Genomic DNA, 17,999 nt, shown 5'->3' with positions numbered 1-17,999 from the left:
AGGTTAAGTTGAATTTCGCAGATAGAACTGCCCGCTTTAGTTTGAACTAAACAAAAAGACATTGGGCAATACGATAGGATCAGCGTGACTCATACTTACGCTGGTAACGCGGCAGCATCGACTCATTTCCAACTAAGCCGCCTTGATGAATATAGATAATATCTTCTTGCCCCTGCTGCTTATCAAGGTAGTTAAGCAGAGTGATCCAGCCTAATGGATCATAAAGCAGATCAAACTCAATATCGGTCTGCTTTAACAGCTGCCGCCATATTTGATAAAACTCTAGGTAGAGTTTGCCAAAGTGATATTTTTTTTCTGTACTAAGAATCGTCGGCCACAATGACTTATCACTCTCTAACTCAGCAAATTGTGTTTCAAGGTAACTGTCACCACCTACGCAGGCGCAGGTTAATACTTTATAGGGGAGATATGTCTGTAGAAACAGTGCGGTTGTGCCCGTACCTGAAGGCAGCATAATAACCGGGTTAGCTAAGTGCTGGTTGTTGATATATTCAAGCAGTTCATCGGCCAGTTTTTTAATACCGTGCCTGGCAAGTCGGCAGCGTCCACCTTCAGGAACAAACAGTGTATCAGCGTTGAGTTTTTGCGATTTTTGCGACATATAGTCATCAAGATTTGTTGATAATTCCTGTACCTCAATAATATTGGCACCAAGCTTTAAAGCGCCCGCATAATTGCCCGTCGGTTTTGCTTTAATCCAGTCTGCTATACGCTGTACATAAAAATCGAGCTGCCAGCCTTTCATGTTTGCTAAAGCCGCTAAGGAGTACAGAGAGTTTGCCTGAACGCTTCCATAGCCGACTATCTTTTTAATGCCTGTAAATTCGTTATCTAAAAAATAACCTAACTTGCGCGCTTTATTACCGGAAAAATGGTGGTTTAGCAGATCATCGCGTTTGATAAATAACTTGTGTCCATTAAACTGCAAGGTCTGCACTGGAGAGTTGTTTAGAGTGTTAGAAACCTGCATCTGCTTATGAACAACGCGGGGACTGTGTAGCCTGCTCGCCGCGTAACTGCCACTCTTCGGCGGTAAAGGTGTGTAATGCCAAGGCATGGACATCTGCTGCTAATTCTTCAGTAAGTAAATTGTTAACCAAACGGTGGCGTGCAATTAGGCGTAAATCTATAAACTTTTCAGAAACAATCACTAATCGAAAATGACTTGAACCGCTGCCGCTGCGGTGTTTATGGCTTTCGTTTTCGATTTGTAAAAATGACGGGGAAAATTCTGCATTGATTTTGTTTTCTATCTGCTCTGCTAGTGACATGTATCTATTTCCATAATGCGTTTCTGATAATTCTATTATCTCATAGCAGTCACACTAATTCTCAGGTCATTATATTTAAATCTGAACTTATTAGAAAAGCAAAGGGCTCTTTTCTTAAAAAGGGAAAAGAGCCGTTATACGAACAGTTAACAAACGCCGCTGATGATACAGAGCAGGCTTACGACAAACTTCTGAATGCATTTAATAACTTAAAAACCAATTAACAGAAGGCAGCTGCAAAATATTGATTATGCGGCGGGATTAACTAGTGCACGTAAAGAGTTTAATGCCCTTGGCTGCAGCGTAACAACGAAAGGTGTAAAAAGTCCGAAGATTATAATGATGAGATTCATCGTAGGCTCGAACAAAGACGCAAGATATGGTTTTGTAAAAGTATTGCAGCTGTACGAAAAATATTATTTGCGCCTTATATTGATTAACTGTTTTTAAGCCAAGGGTTTAAAGCAACATCCCAGTAGGGAGGGCATTCAATATTTTCTTTTAGAAAAGAGATAACGGCATTAAGTCTTTCCGGAAGGTGCTTCTTACGAGGGTAAACAGCATAAACAGGCATTACTAAATTTGCTTTCCAGTCAGGAAGCAGCTGAACCAGCTTCCCCGTTTCAAACTCATCTGATAACAAGTAAGTCGCAATATAACCGATACCGTGGTCGGCAATAACGGCATCCCTTACCGCTTCAGAAAGATCAACGCGGTAGTTCCCCGATACATGGATATTTAATTGTTCATTATTCTTAATAAACGGCCAATGGCTATAGTCACGTGTACTGCTGTGATAAGTCACACAATTATGATCTAATAAATCTTGCGGGTGTGCTGGTGCTGCATGGGTTTTAAGATACTTAGGAGAAGCCGCAAGTACAAAGTTACCATCAGCAACTCTTTGCGCTGTATAACCTTCATTAATATTCTCATAGGTTGTAATCCATAAATGAATATCTTCATCTAACATATCTATTTTTCGATCAGTCAGCGTGATTTCAAAATTAATTTCAGGATGTTTTTCCTGCAGTTTATCTAAGGCCGAAATAACATGCAGTATGCCGAAAGAACGAGGCAGCGCGAGGCGTATGGTGCCGGACATCTGTGCGGTGGCATCCATCATTGCCGCTTCAGCATTTTGAACAATGGAATGTAACTGTGCGCAATACTCAGCATATTCAATACCCGCATCAGTTAATGCCAGGTTTCGAGTGGTTCTTTGTACAAGCTGAACCTTGAGTTCAGATTCCAATTGAGTCAGCTGTTTACTGACATAAGATGTAGAAACCCCTAACCTTTCAGCTGCCTTGGTGAAATTGCCGCTCATTTTTAAGATGTGCAAGATAAGCATCTGATTCGCCCGACTTTTCAAGTTCAACTGCTCCAAAGGTAAAAAGTTTATATTACAAAATTACCCAGGCGTACTCTAGTTAAAAGATAGTTTCCACAGGGAAACAATCATAGGCTTAAGCTAAATGTTTATCTTTTCCAAACGTAAACAGAGCTTTTTCAAATCGGTATATATCATTGTGTGTTTTTTATTCAGAATAACCCTTCGAAAGATAGTGCTGCCTTATTATATCGGCAGCATTTATTAAACTGAGTAATTTCGTTCAAGGTACTATTTCATTATAAGAAAGGGAACACACATGATCACACTTGGTGAATACATCATCGAAAAGCAGAGCGACTTTCCAGAAGCTACGGGGGAATTAACGCTGTTACTTGGTTCTATCCGTTTAGCGGCTAAAGTGGTAAATAGGGAAATCAATAAAGCCGGCTTAGTTGATATTATCGGGGCGACCGGTATTGAGAATGTACAAGGTGAAGTCCAGCAAAAAATGGATTTGTATGCTAATGAAACGTTCAAGGCCGCCTTGGAAGCGCGTGGTGAAGTCTGCGGTATTGCATCGGAAGAAGAAGACGAATTTATCGCTTTTGACAGTGAACGCGGTATCAACAGTAAATATGTCGTGTTGATGGACCCGCTGGACGGTTCTTCGAATATTGATGTAAACGTTTCCGTTGGTACAATTTTCTCAATTTACAAACGTATTAGTCCTGTTGGCCATCCCGCTACTGCAGAAGACTTCCTGCAGCCAGGTATTAAACAGGTTGCAGCCGGATATATCATCTATGGTTCATCTACCATGCTGGTTTATACAACAGGCAACGGTGTGCACGGATTTACCTGCGATCCGTCACTGGGCGTATTTTATCTTTCTCATGAAAATATTCGAATTCCGGAAGACGGCCGTACCTATTCTATCAATGAAGGTAATTACCTGAAATTTCCAAACGGGGTAAAAAAATATCTTAAATTCTGTCAGGAGATCGATACACCGACAAACCGTCCTTATACATCACGTTATATCGGTTCACTGGCTTCCGATTTCCACCGTAATTTATTAACCGGCGGAATCTATCTCTACCCTTCAACCGCTTCTGCACCTAAAGGTAAATTACGTTTATTATACGAATGTAACCCGATGGCGTTTTTGATTGAGCAGGCGGGGGGGACGGCAAGTGACGGGTATAACCGCATCATGGAAGTAACACCGACAGAATTACATCAGCGCATACCTTTTTTCTGCGGCAGTAAGAATATGGTTAAAGATGCAAATGACTTTATGGCTAAATATTCTGGCTAGTGAATGAGCATAATTCAGATATTATCTGCTTCGATTTAGTCGTTGTGATTAGAAGCTTAACTTTGTAATTTAATAAAAGCATCCATACAAACCAGTATGGATGCTTTTTGTATATGGGGCTAAGGAGAGCAGTCAACATGAAGGATCATGGCGTTTTCAGGTTAAAACTGCAAAACAATATATTAACTGTTGAAGGTTACGGTCCATGGAATAAGGAAGCGATGAAAATCTCGTTTGCTAATGCTCGTCTGATGCTGAAACTACGGGAAAAGAAGAAGTGGGGCATTATTGCCGTTATACATGGCGAACCCGTTCATACTCCTGATGCTGCCGAGTTACTTGTTGAGCAGATTAAAGAGGAAAAAAGACATGGGCGTATCGCAACTGCATTTATTTTAACTCACTCTACTTCACCTGAATTTGGCAAGCTGCATCTTTCTGATTTGTGTGCGAAAGCTGATGAGGCATTTGAATTTTTTAATAATGTTACTGATGCCGATATCTGGATGAAATCTAAGCTTTCAGACTTTTATTAATGGGCAAATATATAATTTATTATATTGTTCTTGAAATGTAGTGACAGCTTTAATCTACTGGTCACTTTACTGTCATTGCTTCTGCGGCACTCCATCGTCAGGCTGTTGAGATACAGATGTTAGATATAAGGTAAGCCGTATAATTACGGCCTTCTTTTAACTCGTCAAAAACAAGCCTGATTTCTTCTGGCTATATTTCAGTGCTCTGAGTTCAGACAGCAGATTACCATTTTCCCATTCTTCAAAGTGTTTCTATTCATTAAACAGGACGTTTAAGTGAATCTGGTTTTTGTTAGCTGTGCTTTTTATGCCGGGAATTATCGCAAAAATAACGTAAAACTTACGATGTCTTTATGTGAAGTATAAGTGAGTTATTTGTATTTTGTTGTCCATCGCCTCTCTCGTACCTATAGTATTTCCCTTGCTGTAAGCAAGGTGTTTTTACGTAACCATTACCTAATTCTGTGTGATATGTTCTGTAGTAAGTGTTTGATTTATTTTTTGTTTTGGTTGGTGGGTAAAGTGAATTGTTTACATTGTGAGGTGCTTTGCAAATATTTATATTTTCATGGTTTCTGGGTATATTCTTTGTCAAATACATGTAGGCTTGGCTGCGTTTTTGCTTTGGGCTCCGCCCTGTGGTCGATATGGATAAAATTAATTAAGGATAGAAGAATGAAAAAATATTTAATGCTGTTTTTTGTATTGTTGAACCTAACAGCATGTGGAGGTGGTGGAGGTGGTGGAGGTGGTGGAGGTGGTGGAGGTGATGATAGCGCATCAAGCTCTGGCAGTACCGCAAATTCTGGCAGTGAAGGAAGTGGTTATTTAACATTTACGCCTAGCACTATTGCGGAAAAGACGTATATGGGTGATGCACAATCCTTTTCTGTTCAAGCTGATCTTAATAATAAAATCGAAGGATATGTTTATGTTTATGTTATTGACAAAGTAGGGGTAGTTAAGCCAGATATGAGCCTGATTCAGATTGGCCCTATGTCATATAAGATGGATTTGGATATATCACAAGACTTAGCTGCTGGAGTTTATACTGGACGTTTCGAAGTCATGCTGTGTCGCGATTCAGCCTGTGATTCACCAATTGCAAATTCAACCTCGTTTATTGATTATGATATAGAAGTTTTATCGACAACGAATTTAACTGCCCTTGCTTCTTGGACGAATGTAAATAATTGGGAAACATCTCAAGGAAATGTAGCACATACAGGTTATGTACCGGTAACACTTGATGTAGATAAGTTTTCTTTGCGCTGGCGATGGAGCCGAGACGTACATACTGTAATTAGTCCTACCGTAGTTGCTGATGGTATCGTCTATTTTTCGACTGAAAGCTCGGGTGAGTCTAGCGCTACGCTGCATGCCTTGAGAGAAGAAAATGCTAGTGTGCAATGGCAGCATGATTTTGGGAGCATCCGCGTATTAAATCCGCCGGCAGTATCTAATGGTAAAGTCTTTGTTGCTGCCGGTGACAAGCCCGATGACACTGCGTTTATGTGGGGGTTTGCTGCAGAGACAGGAACAGAGCTATTTAGCACTGCATTTGAGTCTGTATCGCAAAGTAAGTATGCTCCAACGATCGATAACGGTGTTATCTACGCAGATGGAGGTTGGACTGGCGGGCTGAATAGTTTTAATGAAACAAGTGGAACTACTCTCTGGTCTGCTGATTTGGGTACTTTTTTCGATTGGACACCAGCTGTTGATGCAAATTATGCCTATGTTTACATGGGCAACACTTTCGGTGACGAAACTAATCGCGCAGGATTGGTGATAATCAATAAAAATACCGGTGCGATTGTTAATCGGATTACTGACCCATATCACCCTACTGATGAGAATGGTCAATACACTACAAGTGCACCTATTATCGGCTCTGATAATACAGTTTTTTCTATTAACCGGGCTTCCCACTATCAGCAAGGTAGTGGTTCTGATTCTGGTACTAATCACCTGGTAAGTTTTAATATGAAAAACTTGAATGTTAACTGGGCTGTATCTGGTGCTTTTGAAACAAACCCAGTACTTGTAAATAATGTTCTATATACGAGGAACAGTTTAACTTTTCAATTAGAAGCTCGCGATGAATTTACAGGGGACATTTTATGGACGTGGACACCTCCAGAAATGGCCGAACTAAGTGGTTTCTTCGGTAATATGATTGCAACGGACAACATTGTATTTGTCAGCACAACTAAACGGCTTTATGCCGTTGATATAAACACGCACAAAACAGTGTGGAGTTATATAAAACCCGGAAAATTAGCGTTATCAAAGAATGGGGTACTATATATTAACACAAGTACTTCAGATAGATTTCAATGGAGTAATGGAGGAATAGATGCGATAAATTTGAAATGATTTATTGATATCTAGAATAAAAAAGCCCACAACTGAAGTGGGCTTTTTTGCTGCTGAAACTTTCCAAAAATATAGGGAAATATAAATGAAAAAATTATTTGTCATAATCTGCACTACCTTAATTGTGGGTTGTTCTAATGTATCCAAGGTTGAAGTGCCTAATATTGCTGAATCTGAATCAGTAAATTTCGTTGATTTACGGCCTGCAAATGAGAAAGAAAATGAAATATTTAGCTTATTCATCACAAGTGATGCATATGCCCTTTATCGTAGAGGGGATGATTTAGTAGAGCCTGCTCCTGTAAGGTTGTTACAACACAGAGCTTATGAAAAGTTAAGCTCTGAAGGTAATAATCCAGAGGTGGTTGTTTATCATATGGTTGTATATCTGAATCTTCAGTCTGAACTTAGAGGTGTTTCACTAGGCGGATTATTTGGGGGAGCGGTAGGGGGAGCAATAGCAGGAGCAATGGAAGATGGTACTGTTAACAGTATTAACTCACTTGTAAATAAAGAAGAGTTTGAAGCAATGCTTGCTGATGAATATTTACGAGTTACATATACAAAAGATGAAAACCCGAATGAAGCTAGTGTATTTGTTACCTATATTGACGCTGAAATCAATGGAAAACGCAGTTTTGTAAAATCAATGACTCCAACTCGAACACCAGATGGGATTGATCCTCATGTCGCATCGGTAGAATCAGCTATTAGTTATCTTCTTGAACAGTATCATTAAAATATAACAAATTAGAGCACTTGGGTTTTATAGAGTTGTTGCGGTTTTTGACTTTGTAATTCCTTGATGAAATTTTACTGTCAGCCTTTATATATTCGTTATTCTTCATTGGAAATGTAGATGATTGATAAAAAACAAAGAAATGTAAGTTTTGTTTCTGTTATAAATGTTTGATAAGCGGTTTCTTGTGGAAATACGAAAATTTCCTGTTTAATAAATGTAAATTTTTGTGTGCTTATAATTGTTGTAAATGAATCTACCTCAAGTACAAAAGTGAATTATAAAATGGAAAATATAATGAATAAGATCAAACTTGTCAGCATGCTGGGGGCTGCATGTATATTGTCAGCCTGTTCTGCTAAAACATCCTTTCAAGCTATGGATGATAAAGTTGAATTGAACGTGAATAAGAATGAGGCGATCAGCGTTATAGATAATACTTCGCAGAGTTATTCTACGACCAGTTTTGGGCAGTATGTATTTAAAGCAACCTCAGATGGAAAAGAACCTATGTATGGCTTGATGCCGTTAAAGTTTAACGGTGGATACCTTGCTGCAGATATCTTGTTTTTTGCACCTGCAATGTTTTTTAACTTGCGTGAAGTATACCCGCACTATCAATTTGATGTTGATGCAGGTGTTATTCGCTATAAAAATAAGGATAAAGCTGACTGGGTTACATATACGCCAACAAAATCTGAAGTTGAACGTGCTAAAAAATATTTCAACAGCGATATCAAATAGTTTGTAAAACATCACTAGTAAGCACCATAACTAAATTGAGATCATTTAAGAATAATATAAATGGGTTCAAGTCTTGCGTTTTACCTTTTAGAGCAAAGACAAGGCTTGATCCTGTTGTTTTTTAATTCAACTAGCCAAAATTAAATGCTTTATTGAGTGTTAATAAAATATAAATCATGGTGTTTGTTTTTTATGGCGACTGAAGATAGAACAATTCTATATCCTCCTTAGGTGAAAATAATCGAATAAAAAAGACTGTTTCTATTTTATTGCCGTCAGATCGGGCGTTTCATGTTACCTATTGATTAAAGGACATGTAGGTGGGGGGCTATAAGCAGTTTGGGGTTTATGTTGCGACACTATCAAATGTACTACTTTATTCGTGGGTGTTACTGGATGGAAATGTAGACTCAACCTAGGACCGAACCATTTTCTAGTATTTGATAACAGCCTAAAATAGTGAATTCACCTCATTTATATATATATTTGGGTATTAAGTTGAACTTTTTATATCACAGATACTCTATTTAACTTACATAAGTCAAAGGGTATAAAAAATGAAAAAATTAGTATTATGCACAGCGCTTGCTGCTTCTATGGTGACAACAACTGTACACGCGGGGATGTTTGGTCCTTCTGATGAAGAAATTGGCAAAATTGCAACTGATTATCTTATAAAAAACCCTGAAGTTTTGATTGAAGTTAGTAATGCCTTGAAAGCGAAAGAGATGAAGGAAATGGGAGCCTCTATGGTCGAAAAGGCCTTGTTGCATAAAGAACAGCTGCTGAATAGCAACACTCCTTACCTAGGTAATGCTGACGGCAAAGTCGCAGTCATTCAATTCTTTGATTACCAATGTGGCTATTGTCAAAGGCTTTCGCCGGTAATGTCTGAACTAGAGATTTCAAATCCAGATGTTAAATTTGTAATGAAGGAGACTCCGATATTTGCACAGCGCTCTGAGGCTTCTGGTTATGCCGCTCAGATGGGCGAAAAGGTCTTTTCACAAGGTGGAAGTGAAGCGTATGAAAAGTACCACAATGCTGTATTTGAAAAAGCGTCAAGCGGTTCTCAATTAACGGTGGCGGATATTGAAAAGCTAGTTGAAGTGTCGGGTTTTGCGCTTTCTGATCTGCCTCAAAATGACAGCAAAGCTGTTATGGAAAACTTGAATCTATTTTCTGAACTTGGTTTTCAAGGTACTCCTGCAGTCGTTGTAATGCCAATTGATAATCCAACAGCGGAAAACACATCAGTTATTCGCGGGTTTGATGTAAAAAGTGTTAAAGCAGCCTTAGAGAAGGCACAAGCAGTCAGTGAACCGACTAGCTAACTATTAATGGGATTTGAAATTTAATAGTAATAAATATAGCTAAGGTTAATTAAGTTGATATTGCCTTAACTCCTATCAGTGATGGACTTAAACTAGTTTGAGTTCATCACCTGCCAATTTGCATTTCATGTCTTTTTTAAACGATGAGTAACAAAACCTAAGAGCAAGTTAATCGTGACATGCAGTTTCAATTTATTGAAGCTTTTATGATTTTACTTTGCAGACTTCATATACTATTTCGCTTAATAAAGTGATCAGAGTTTGCGTAGGAAAAATAGTTAAGGTCAAGGCGCGCTATTGAGTAAGCTGGCTATTGCGATTGAGTGCAACAGTTATTTTAACCAGAAAAATGACCAGATGCTTAGGCGGATTGGCATTAGATGGTTGTACCGCTAACTGTTCAGGCTGTTGCTTTTGTGTTTGGAAATCTTTTGATACTAATAGATTGTTGTTTCGGATTCATAGTCGTGCCAGTTGCGCTGGGGTAAATATTTGTCCGTTTACCGGTTCACCGCATGTGGATGTATCAACTCGCGTTTTTGCAGGGAAATCAAATGGCGCCTAGTAAATCATCAATAAAAGAAAAATTAGAAACTGAGTAAAAAGCCCTGGGCTTTATACTTGAAGGGGTATTTACGATGGAGAGTAAATTTTCAGAAGCCATTGCCAATGCCGTTGTTGATGAAAAATGGAGAATGCACAAGTAACTGTAAGCGGGGCTGTTCGGCTGGAAGCTATAAAGTTGGCTGGTGTTATTGTGGAATCTAGAATTATATAATTTACACTATTTAAACCTTTATTTGTTGAACTTGTTTTAGTTAGGTGTGCCAAACCGGATTAACTACCAAATAAAGGGCTGGCTATGCTTAAAAGAATGAAATTAACAGAAGACAAAAAGAATAAAATCATCGCTTTAATGAAGAAGGTAGATATGAAAATGGCTAAAAAAGTATTTTCATATCTGCTGGAAACGTATAAAAGCCACAAGAAAAAGCAGAAAACTAGCTAATCAAATTCAGGAAAAGAGATTAGAGTGAACTATTATCTATTCTAGTACGCGGGTACAAAATGTGTTGTAACAATACTTACGCTTCTTTTACATAACATTGCCTATAGCTTACGTTGCGCTGCATATACTGCTTTATAATCATTAAATTACTAATTTGAGTAAACTATTGATTATTTGGAAATATTATGAATTCTTTATTGAAAAATGTGTTGCTGGCAAGTGTGATCCTTCCTCTTACCTTTTCTACCGCTTATGCTAAGTCTGATTGTAAAAAAGGGCATAACGCTATGTCGTTCAAAAGCATGCTTAAACAAGTGGAACTGACCTCAGAGCAACAGGCTGATATTAAATCTATTATGCAGAGTTACCGCAGTGAGAAAGGTACTTATCATGAGCGTAAGATGGCAATTATGAAAGCATCTGACTTTAATGAAGCGCAGGCGATTACTTTCATAGAAGAGACAAATACAAAGACCCTAAGAAAAGATAAGAGGTTAAATAATATGAAAATGACCCATGAGGTCTATCAGTCTTTGATGCCGGAGCAGCAGGCGAAGATGGATCTTCTATTTGAACAGCGCCAGCAGAAAATGCAGAATAAAAAAGCTAAGTGTGCTCAGCAGAAGAATAAATAATATTTATTTTAATAGCAGTAATAGGGCTAATCGTTATTTAGTTCTATTACTCGGTGGTCAGCGAGGGGATATTTTGAGGAAAGTTGTTACAAATTTAAAAGATAAATGGCCCCAAAAATCGGACACGATCTTAAGTGATTAATCTGTTTTTGAAAACTGCAGACGTTTTACCATTAACCGGTTGTTAAACCTAAATACGTAAATTCCATCACCAGAGAAATCTTGAATTCGATTTACCATAACAATAGCTTGGTTTTTCAGAGTAGGGTACATGCAGTCGCCTTTGACCGGTATCATGAATGTATCTTTTGCATTTACGCCAAGTACATCATCAATAAATTTACGGTTAAAGGTACTCCAGCCACCAAATTCTTTGGGTAAATCTCGCTAGGGGATTCCAGTTCTTAGTCGATATAATATCCCCTCAAAAGTATTTCTATGCTCTGGTTTATTGTAAATACGACCAGTGCATTTCATCAAATGCAGTAGCACTTCCCATCGTTTATCGGTTAACATTAATCTAGGCATGGTTTGGTGCTGCGGTTAGTTTTTGGCGAAATAAATTATAGCGCCTTGCCATACTGTTTAAAAATTACACTCGAAAGATCAACACGGCCTAGTTAAATTGTACATTTAGCCTAAAAAAGCTATTTTCTCTTCAAGTTTTGATTTAGCATTACATTTTTGGCTGGCAATCATTTTATCATCAGTTTTGTATTTAATTATAGGTGTCTTGTATGAAGAATATTACTAAACTAACTTCGACTAAATTGGCATTTGCTACAGTGACTGTCATTCTTCTTTCAGGTTGTTCATCAAATAGAGAGAGCATTGAACAACAAAAACAACAGGCAGTACAAATAGGGGCACTAGAAGAAAAAGTAGATAAATTAGAAACTGAGTTACTACATCAAATAAATAGTAATCGGGACACGTATAGTGCTGTTAGAACATTAGAGATGAATCAAAAGGGGTTGGCTAAACGAGCTATGGCAGATATTAGCCGTTATTCAATTCAAGAAAATGACACGTTACTTAGTATCGCAAAAGAGCAGAATATTTCACTAGATACATTGCTTAAATTAAATCCACAGATTGATGAGACTACAATTTTATTGATTGGGCACATTATTAATATCAGATAATTGATATTATATTAGCAATGTGCAGATAGGGATTACAATTTAATGTCCACATGGATGTGAGCTTTTTCTTACAACAAAGCAAGTTGTGCTTTTAGCTCTTGTTGTTGGCTGGGCCCTAGCGCTTTTAATAACTCAAAGGCTAACTGAGTAGACGTCTTAGCAGACGGGCTTAATGTATGACTGAACGACAGGTTCATTACGAACGAGTAACCGCACTTAGGAGAACTACAACTACAATATAAATCTGAATACCCTAACGATATTCTGTTGGACTTCTAGATACTGCTTTTCTCACCGCATTCCGGACAAAGAACTCTCATTAGATACCTCACTGACTGACCTCCCCAGTATATGATATGTGCTGTGTTTATGCACAACTATAACGTATTGATATCTCATCATTGTTTACCGCCCAGGTTAAGTTATCGAATGACCGTACCCTGCAAAAAATCTAGCGCTAAAATTTTATAAATAATTCTGACGGACTCACGGAAGGGATGTTTAGTACCTTAATTTAGTACAAACAGCACAAATTACGGACATAAAAAAACGCAATGCCGTTGGTTATACGATGGGGAATGGTGGGTTGGGCTGTAACTTGTTGTTATTTAGTATTTATAATTATTGAAAATAATTTGGTATTACTTGTGGTATTGCTTTTTGTTTATCTCACTTAGCGTATATTGGGACATATGCGCCTTAGAGTATTTTTACTGACACCTTTAAACATGTGGCCAAATTTTCTGTACCACTACAAGCATAGTACGACCTGTTATGGCCCGCTTATTTTAGTCACAAATTTGTAGGTTTCTAAGTCGTAATAGGAGTACTTTGGGGCAACTTTTCTAAGGCGGAAAATGGCACAAAGCGCCATAGAAAAAGGACTACTTTGACTCTAGCTTAGTGGTCAGAATTACTTACCCACTACACTTCTGTGTAAGAAGTTCGATGTTCATCGTTAAGATAGCCGTCATCGCCAAATTTCTCGTCTACAAAATTTTGTGCATGCGACTTACGAACTCTATTATCGTTGAATTTTCTACAAAATATTTTGTCATATTTATATTTAGCCTTAGTTTTTTTAAAAAAGGTAATATATTCATTTAGCATTCGCAAGTGCAGGTCGAATTTATTTTTCATAAATAAAGTGTTCAATGTACAGTTTGTTGTTTGGCGTTCTATCTGAGCTTGGGGGGCTAGCAGTGGGATTGTCTGGCTACGAAATCCAGATGCGGTCGAGTCATTTGGCCTTGCCGAAATTCATTCAAAACACCATTAATGAAATTGGAGCATACTGGCGTTGCCAAAAAGAAAATATCTAAGATTAAGTAGGCTTTGCGTCACAAGGCTTCCGTAAAGTTTGATGAGCAAGCAATTAAGGATCGTTATGGCAAACAAGCGGTTATTGAGTCTATCAAAGATAACGAATGCTATTATTCTATGAGCGACAGCACCACTTTCTGCAAGAAATGTGCTTATTTGATGGATGTTAAGGGACTGTTGCTATGTCTCAATTGCTACGATTGCGTGCCGAGTTGGCATGTTTGTGAAAGTTAACCAAGTTTCATCAATTATCTAATTCATGCACCACATGCTTAAGCGCCATAAGTCGACATTGAGTTGTGTAATACTCAATATATAGCAGTCGCACTAGTCATTGAGTACTATAAAGCTCAATAGTAAGCGACTATAGTAGTTATTGAGTATTATCGGACGCATTTATGAACAACGCAATAATCTTCTAATGATCCAAACTTACTTCAAGAATAAAAAAAACCAATGAGTCGAATAGTACTTGATAATTGAAGAACGCAATATTTATTGAGTACTATAAGGCACTTTATTTGATGATTTGCGTATTTTTGAGTACAATAATATTCATTAAATATAAAAAGAGTGTTCAATGGAAGCGATTAATTTTGAAAATTTAAATGAACTAACTGTACAAGCTTTCATTGATAATTCATGGAAGGATATTGCGAAGATTACATTCCCGAGGAATGCTGACTACACGTTTGATGCTACCGAAGTTGATTATGAATCGGACTATACAATTCATAATCTTTTTGCGGATGATCACCATGCAGTATCTATAAATCACCCTGTTGAACTCTTTTTTGATGACAGTGGACAGCAAGGTTGGTTGAAGTTCATTGACGACATAATACCTAGTGGATCAAGCCGTAAGTACTGGCTAACGCAAATAGATACAGAGGGGATGTCAGTCAATCAACAAAAGTTTGTGTTGCTAGCATATGGCACCATTTCTCCCATTGGGAATTTGCGCATCAAAGAATCTATCGAAGCGGTTAATAAAGTTCCTACGCAATACTTTAAAGTTTCAGAGGTAGCAAATAGAGCCGTAGACTTTTTGAGTTACGCACAAACTCGGGGGGCAGCAGCTGGTGGAGCTACTGGAGCCGGTGGAGAAGCACCCAAGCTACTACTAAGGCGCAGCAAAGACGATGTTGTGTGGATAGATACCTATCAAGACAATACAAATATCGATGATATGTATTACCTCGTTAAATTCCCAAGAGGAAACAGAAGGGGAGTTAATGATGCGGTGCTAGTTGCCGAGTACCACTATTACCATGAGTTAACAGATATGGGTTTTAGTACTATACCTGTAGTAGACATGAAACTAGAAAAAGGTGAAAACTATCATTCACTTTGGTTGCCAAGGTTCGATATAGAGACTCAAGTAGATGGGACGACCAAACGTTATGGCATGGAGTCTGTGTACTCAATGCTAAAAAAACCGCCAGCTACTATTTTAGATCATGGCGAGACAATACGTGAGTTGATTGACCTGATCACAGAAAGTAATACTGTCAAGGAGAAGAACCTACCCTTTGATGTTGAGGCATTTATAATTGAATGGGTTCGCCGTGATTTATTAAATATTGCATTTGGCAATAGCGATAACCACGGACGAAATACTTCATTCTACAGAGATGAAAAGGGAATAAGGTTAACACCCATTTATGACTTTGCTCCTATGAAAGCTGATCCAGAAGGTATACCAAGAACAACGAAATGGGCTGCGCCAGCTTTAGAGCTGGGTGGCGAATTTAACTTTGTTGAGATTGCGTACTCCTTAAGTGGTTTAATTGACCCAAAACTATTGATAAATGAGCTAAGGGCAACAGCACATCAACTAGTAGGCTTAAAGCAGAGACTAATAGCTCGTGGTGTTCCTGATCAAATAGTTAATATGCCAACATTTGGGTTTGATTTTCTAGATGAAAAATTGAAACGATGGAGATTATTATGAAAAAGAAAAGCTTAACGAATACAGTTAACTTCTTAAAAAAACATAATTCTGATAGAAATATGAAATTTAACAGCGAGGGAGAACGTATCGGGACTAGAAACGATAATGCACACGGCCAATTTGTAACGAATCGAGTTGATAGCCACTTTGTCCATATGACAGTTGGAGATACTGGAAAGCCTGTTGTTGTTCAGAGTGCTCCACTCTCTCGTTTGGAGGCTACTTTACCTAAACGTAAGTCATTTGGAAGCAATGTAACAACTAGTGATGAAACTCAAACGAGGCAACGTTCGTCTACGAACACGGCTATTAAGGATGCTAAGTTACGTAAGGCAGTTATTAATAGTGTTATTACTAAATTACTATTTTCTGACATTACACAAGGAGATGCCTTAATTCAGTTACGCATACAGGTACTAGGTTTTAACCAAGAAAAATATGCGAAATTAGTTAACGTTTCTCGTAAAAAACTTTCTGATATAGAAAACAACAGGAGCAACCCAAGCGTTGAAGTTTTGAATAAAGTTTTTAAGCCTTTTGGTTTAAATGTAGGTTTGATCCCAATCTCACCCACTGTATTGCAAAACGTTCTAGATGATGACGATGATGACTTTGCTAGGTATTTGCCCGAGTAAGGCTAAACAAAAAAGCCCTTAATCACTAAGATCCTTTTTTTTGGAAGATAAATCGGCACCAACTAACCACCCCTAGGCCACTAACTACATGACTTAACTTTCTAATTCATCAAGAAGGAGGTGATTTTTATTTTGGCTTAAACAGCTGTGCGTTCTTATCAAATTTTCAAATATGATTATAAAATCATGACCGGTATTACTAAGCCATTACACTTTCGGCGCTACCACTTATTTATGTTTCGCCGTTCCACTGCCTCGCCTCATAAATTCAAAAAACAAGCTGCTTTTTTTCGCTTGTAAGCTACACTTGCCGATAGATTCAATGGAGGTAATTATGAGTAAATCAAGAAGCCATGACGAGGCTACCGTAGAGATGATACAAAGCGATAAAGAGTACGCTAAAGCATATTTACACACAGCTTTAGAAGAGCGAAAAGAAGAGGGAGGGGAGGTTGCATTTTTAATTGCTATGCGCCATTTTCAGGAAGCCGAGGTTATTCAAAAAACAAAAAACTTAATTTGAAAAAGGCCTCCTCTTGGAAGACTCTTAATAATTTAGAATAAAATCTGTATAAATTATCCTGCTTTTTGAATAAAAAACAAAAGCACTCTACTTGTACCAACAAACCAGATTACAACGTATGTAGCTTACTAAGCAAAACGGATCGTTTATAAAGCGTACTTACCGAACAGAGGGATCTCATCTCCAATCTAATACCGATTTATCTTGGTGCACTAGCTGTGGCAACCTTAATGCCAATCACAGCTATTAATTACTACGTTTTTAGGTGGCGATTTGTCAATTAGAACATTCTTATTAGCAAAGTGTAATATGACCTTGTATGACTAAGCATTATAGGTAATCAAGTAGGTTTATGACCATTATTCATGTCAAACTTGGTGTTCAAATTGATTATTAAGTACACCTTCAGAAAGTGAAAAAATCGACAGGGCTAAGAGAAACACCATCATTATATAAAAAAATAGCAACCGTTTTTCGGCGTCCCGAATAGATTCATCGGACCAAAGATCTTCTCTGATATAGGCATATTTCTCTATCAAAGTCAGTTTGGCTTTGCTTTTCATTGTATTCCAGGTTTCTTGAGCTTTTGGTTGTAGAGAAGAGCCATTGACAATTAAAGCGGGTTCTACTCGGTTTATATCCAAGTAGGTGTATTTTTGATGGTTCTCAAAATAAAAAAATGTTGATATTAGAAATAACACAAAACTAATGCTCGCAGTGAATATCCAATAAGAGGAACGAATTGTTCTCCCTTTTACTAAGCTCCAGATTACGAGTAATACAAATAGTACTGATACCGTTCCAAGGCCTAGTGATCTGGTCAACTGAATTCGGTCACCCTAGTTAAGTTCGTTAAGCTACTTCTTTTAACGGTCTATCCATACGTTCAAATTCATTGGGGCTTCGATAATCAAGGTATGAATGCATTCGTTGGCAGTTGTACCACATCGTGATGTAATTCATAACATCTTGCTGAGCTGCATAGCGCGTTTGATAATTGCGCCAATGAACACGCTCCTGTTTCAAACTGCCGAAAAAACTTTCTGCTACTGCGTTATCCCAGCAACATCCTTTTTTACTCATACTGCCAACAAATC

18 protein-coding genes and 1 pseudogene are annotated in these 17,999 nt (G+C 38.0%); 12 read left to right on the top strand and 7 right to left on the bottom strand.

The annotated features are described in order from the left end of the window. Nucleotides 1-79: 79 nt before the first annotated feature. The 3 genes from G327_RS0121410 to G327_RS0121395 form a co-directional block, all read right to left on the bottom strand. Nucleotides 80-958: a 1-aminocyclopropane-1-carboxylate deaminase/D-cysteine desulfhydrase gene (locus G327_RS0121410; protein WP_157601253.1), complete on the bottom strand. Its 879-nt coding sequence runs from the start codon at nucleotides 956-958 to the stop codon at nucleotides 80-82. 37 nt (nucleotides 959-995) lie between these two features. Continuing rightward, complete coding sequence (locus G327_RS0121405; protein ID WP_019616852.1) at nucleotides 996-1,292, bottom strand: BolA family protein; 297 nt, start codon at nucleotides 1,290-1,292, stop codon at nucleotides 996-998. Nucleotides 1,293-1,728: 436 nt separating this feature from the next. Then, nucleotides 1,729-2,646: a LysR family transcriptional regulator gene (locus G327_RS0121395; RefSeq protein WP_019616850.1), complete on the bottom strand. Its 918-nt coding sequence runs from the start codon at nucleotides 2,644-2,646 to the stop codon at nucleotides 1,729-1,731. Nucleotides 2,647-2,944: 298 nt separating this feature from the next. Between G327_RS0121395 and fbp the strand changes: the two genes are divergently transcribed. The 8 genes from fbp (at nucleotide 2,945) to G327_RS0121355 (ending at nucleotide 11,322) form a co-directional block, all read left to right on the top strand. After that, entirely contained in the window at nucleotides 2,945-3,946 is a 1,002-nt protein-coding gene (fbp, locus tag G327_RS0121390) for a class 1 fructose-bisphosphatase (RefSeq protein WP_019616849.1), read from the top strand. A 137-nt stretch (nucleotides 3,947-4,083) separates the two neighbouring features. Next, nucleotides 4,084-4,482 carry a hypothetical protein gene (locus G327_RS0121385; RefSeq protein ID WP_019616848.1) on the top strand — a complete coding sequence of 133 codons (399 nt, stop codon included), beginning with the start codon at nucleotides 4,084-4,086 and terminating at the stop codon, nucleotides 4,480-4,482. A gap of 675 nt (nucleotides 4,483-5,157) precedes the next feature. Then, entirely contained in the window at nucleotides 5,158-6,861 is a 1,704-nt protein-coding gene (locus G327_RS25365) for an outer membrane protein assembly factor BamB family protein (protein WP_019616847.1), read from the top strand. 85 nt (nucleotides 6,862-6,946) lie between these two features. Next, nucleotides 6,947-7,600 (top strand): hypothetical protein, encoded by a 654-nt coding sequence (locus G327_RS25360; RefSeq protein WP_019616846.1) that lies wholly within the window; start codon nucleotides 6,947-6,949, stop codon nucleotides 7,598-7,600. A gap of 297 nt (nucleotides 7,601-7,897) precedes the next feature. Then, complete coding sequence (locus G327_RS0121370; RefSeq protein WP_019616845.1) at nucleotides 7,898-8,344, top strand: hypothetical protein; 447 nt, start codon at nucleotides 7,898-7,900, stop codon at nucleotides 8,342-8,344. 557 nt (nucleotides 8,345-8,901) lie between these two features. Next, nucleotides 8,902-9,678, top strand: a complete 777-nt coding sequence (locus G327_RS0121365; protein WP_019616844.1) for a DsbA family protein — start codon at nucleotides 8,902-8,904, stop codon at nucleotides 9,676-9,678. An 862-nt stretch (nucleotides 9,679-10,540) separates the two neighbouring features. Continuing rightward, nucleotides 10,541-10,687, top strand: a complete 147-nt coding sequence (locus G327_RS26965; protein ID WP_019616843.1) for a hypothetical protein — start codon at nucleotides 10,541-10,543, stop codon at nucleotides 10,685-10,687. A gap of 185 nt (nucleotides 10,688-10,872) precedes the next feature. Further along, complete coding sequence (locus tag G327_RS0121355; protein WP_019616842.1) at nucleotides 10,873-11,322, top strand: Spy/CpxP family protein refolding chaperone; 450 nt, start codon at nucleotides 10,873-10,875, stop codon at nucleotides 11,320-11,322. Nucleotides 11,323-11,460: 138 nt separating this feature from the next. On the opposite strand, the gene G327_RS27440 is transcribed toward G327_RS0121355, so the two are convergent. Together G327_RS27440 and G327_RS26695 are read right to left on the bottom strand one after the other, a co-directional pair. Next, nucleotides 11,461-11,658, bottom strand: a complete 198-nt coding sequence (locus G327_RS27440) for a S24 family peptidase (protein ID WP_281167245.1) — start codon at nucleotides 11,656-11,658, stop codon at nucleotides 11,461-11,463. Between the two features lie 54 nt (nucleotides 11,659-11,712). Continuing rightward, nucleotides 11,713-11,850 (bottom strand): annotated as a pseudogene (locus G327_RS26695) (IS5/IS1182 family transposase); the annotation flags it as partial. A gap of 209 nt (nucleotides 11,851-12,059) precedes the next feature. Here G327_RS26695 and G327_RS0121345 point away from each other — a divergent pair. Further along, on the top strand, nucleotides 12,060-12,467 hold the full coding sequence (locus tag G327_RS0121345; protein ID WP_019616840.1) for a LysM peptidoglycan-binding domain-containing protein: 408 nt from the start codon (nucleotides 12,060-12,062) through the stop codon (nucleotides 12,465-12,467). Between the two features lie 68 nt (nucleotides 12,468-12,535). Here the strand turns inward: G327_RS0121345 and G327_RS26690 are convergent, their stop codons facing one another. Next, the gene (locus tag G327_RS26690) at nucleotides 12,536-12,730 is read right to left on the bottom strand and encodes an ogr/Delta-like zinc finger family protein (RefSeq protein ID WP_245542724.1); all 195 of its coding nucleotides are present in this window, start codon (nucleotides 12,728-12,730) and stop codon (nucleotides 12,536-12,538) included. 1,640 nt (nucleotides 12,731-14,370) lie between these two features. Here G327_RS26690 and G327_RS0121335 point away from each other — a divergent pair. From G327_RS0121335 to G327_RS25350, 3 genes are all read left to right on the top strand, one after another. Next, on the top strand, nucleotides 14,371-15,744 hold the full coding sequence (locus G327_RS0121335) for a type II toxin-antitoxin system HipA family toxin (RefSeq protein ID WP_019616838.1): 1,374 nt from the start codon (nucleotides 14,371-14,373) through the stop codon (nucleotides 15,742-15,744). Continuing rightward, the gene (locus tag G327_RS0121330) at nucleotides 15,741-16,379 is read left to right on the top strand and encodes a helix-turn-helix transcriptional regulator (RefSeq protein WP_019616837.1); all 639 of its coding nucleotides are present in this window, start codon (nucleotides 15,741-15,743) and stop codon (nucleotides 16,377-16,379) included. Before G327_RS0121335 ends, G327_RS0121330 begins: the two co-directional genes overlap by 4 nt. Nucleotides 16,380-16,713: 334 nt before the next feature. Then, a complete protein-coding gene (locus tag G327_RS25350) occupies nucleotides 16,714-16,902 on the top strand; it encodes a hypothetical protein (protein WP_019616836.1) in 189 nt (62 codons plus the stop codon). A gap of 852 nt (nucleotides 16,903-17,754) precedes the next feature. On the opposite strand, the gene G327_RS25340 is transcribed toward G327_RS25350, so the two are convergent. Continuing rightward, nucleotides 17,755-17,999, bottom strand: a 245-nt coding sequence (locus G327_RS25340) for an IS3 family transposase (RefSeq protein WP_019616834.1), incomplete at its 5' end; no start/stop codon positions are given.

Origin of the sequence: Psychromonas ossibalaenae ATCC BAA-1528 (genome assembly GCF_000381745.1) — a bacterium.
GTDB lineage: Bacteria > Pseudomonadota > Gammaproteobacteria > Enterobacterales > Psychromonadaceae > Psychromonas > Psychromonas ossibalaenae.
The sequence above is the reverse complement of the archived record's forward strand: the minus strand, read 5'-3'. Positions and strand labels throughout refer to the sequence as shown.

Coding starts and splice junctions, on each gene's coding strand:
- G327_RS25365 (WP_019616847.1), top strand. CDS start 5,158: ATGAAAAAATATTTAATGCTGTTTTTTGTATTGTTGAACCTAACAGCA.
- G327_RS0121335 (WP_019616838.1), top strand. CDS start 14,371: ATGGAAGCGATTAATTTTGAAAATTTAAATGAACTAACTGTACAAGCT.
- G327_RS25360 (WP_019616846.1), top strand. CDS start 6,947: ATGAAAAAATTATTTGTCATAATCTGCACTACCTTAATTGTGGGTTGT.
- G327_RS0121395 (WP_019616850.1), bottom strand. CDS start 2,646: ATGCTTATCTTGCACATCTTAAAAATGAGCGGCAATTTCACCAAGGCA.
- G327_RS0121405 (WP_019616852.1), bottom strand. CDS start 1,292: ATGTCACTAGCAGAGCAGATAGAAAACAAAATCAATGCAGAATTTTCC.
- G327_RS0121330 (WP_019616837.1), top strand. CDS start 15,741: ATGAAAAAGAAAAGCTTAACGAATACAGTTAACTTCTTAAAAAAACAT.
- G327_RS0121365 (WP_019616844.1), top strand. CDS start 8,902: ATGAAAAAATTAGTATTATGCACAGCGCTTGCTGCTTCTATGGTGACA.
- G327_RS26965 (WP_019616843.1), top strand. CDS start 10,541: ATGCTTAAAAGAATGAAATTAACAGAAGACAAAAAGAATAAAATCATC.
- G327_RS25350 (WP_019616836.1), top strand. CDS start 16,714: ATGAGTAAATCAAGAAGCCATGACGAGGCTACCGTAGAGATGATACAA.
- G327_RS0121385 (WP_019616848.1), top strand. CDS start 4,084: ATGAAGGATCATGGCGTTTTCAGGTTAAAACTGCAAAACAATATATTA.
- G327_RS0121355 (WP_019616842.1), top strand. CDS start 10,873: ATGAATTCTTTATTGAAAAATGTGTTGCTGGCAAGTGTGATCCTTCCT.
- fbp (WP_019616849.1), top strand. CDS start 2,945: ATGATCACACTTGGTGAATACATCATCGAAAAGCAGAGCGACTTTCCA.
- G327_RS0121370 (WP_019616845.1), top strand. CDS start 7,898: ATGAATAAGATCAAACTTGTCAGCATGCTGGGGGCTGCATGTATATTG.
- G327_RS0121345 (WP_019616840.1), top strand. CDS start 12,060: ATGAAGAATATTACTAAACTAACTTCGACTAAATTGGCATTTGCTACA.